The following is a 1,154-nucleotide window of genomic DNA, read 5'->3' as shown; positions in this document are numbered from 1 at the left end:
CGGGTACGCTCGGCGGCTTCGGCACGATCCACCTCGGCCTTGGCCGCATCGCGCTGCGCGCGCAGCGGGTCGAGAAACCCAGGCGAAGCGCCGTTCTTCTCCGCCGTCGCGACCCGCAGGTTCAGGTCCGCCAAGACGCTCTGAGGCGTCGTCACCGACGCCCCGACCGCGCGCTTGATGCTCTCCCAGGCTTTATCGGCCGTGCCGCTGACGAAGTTCCAGGCGTTGCCCCACTTCGTGGTCGCCGCGGCGTTGGCGTCGATCTGCGTCTTCAGCGCCTCCGCGAGGGCCGTCTGCGCCGCGGTCTTGTCGCCCTGCTCGGCCAGGGTGACGATGTACTGCCGGGTTCGGTCATCGAGGCCGCCGAGCTTGCTCCCGAGATCGTCGGCACCCTTGGCCGGATCGGCGAACATGCGGGCCAGCTCTGCGGTGGCCGTGGGCACGTCCGAGCCGATGATCCTGGCGTAATCCGAGGTTTTCGAGATCAGGGTGTCGAACACCGGGCCGGCGATCTCTCCCGTCGAGGCGAAGCCCGCCGCGATCTCGCGCGCGGTGGAGGTCGAGACCTTCCCGGCCTCGGCCGTCCGGCTCGCGAGGGTGTCGAGCTGCGACAGCGACAGATCGGTGGAGCGGCCGGTGGTCTTGAGCGAGCGGGACAGCGTTTCCTGATCCCTGGCGTATTGCGACGACGCCAGGGCGAACACGCCGGCCGCCGCGACGACGGCCGCCCCCGCGACCGTGAACGGCGTCACCAGGCTCTTGGCGCTCTCCGCCAGCTGACCCAGGCCCGCCTTCAGTCCGCCCTCGCGGTCGGCCAGCTGCTGCAGGACCTGCGGCCCCTGCTGGAAGGCCACGGTGGTGAGGCCGGCGCCGGAGCCGAGCGACGAGGCGACGTCGAAGCCCTGGTACTTGATGAACTGCTTGTCGTAGGTGCTGAGCCCGCGCCGATCCGGATCGTTGTCGTTGGTGCTGCCATACTTGGCCGCCGCGAGGCCGCGCAGGCGATCGGCCTCGGCCGCGTCGAAGTAGCCGCCCGACACGCCCCGGCCGATCCGGTCCTCGGCGGCCCCGAGTTGCTTCGTCTTGCGGTACTCCTCGTCGAGCTGCGAGCGCAGGCGCTCGATCTCCCGGCTCGTCGCGGGGCTGGGGGCGGA

General features: G+C 70.9%; 1 protein-coding gene. It reads right to left on the bottom strand.

The window, feature by feature from the left end:
* Window positions 1-1,154, bottom strand: a 1,154-nt coding sequence (locus tag BM249_RS21060; RefSeq protein WP_177232489.1) for a phage tail length tape measure family protein, incomplete at both ends; no start/stop codon positions are given.

This window comes from Methylobacterium gossipiicola (assembly GCF_900113485.1).
Classification (GTDB): domain Bacteria; phylum Pseudomonadota; class Alphaproteobacteria; order Rhizobiales; family Beijerinckiaceae; genus Methylobacterium; species Methylobacterium gossipiicola.
The sequence above is the reverse complement of the archived record's forward strand: the minus strand, read 5'-3'. Positions and strand labels throughout refer to the sequence as shown.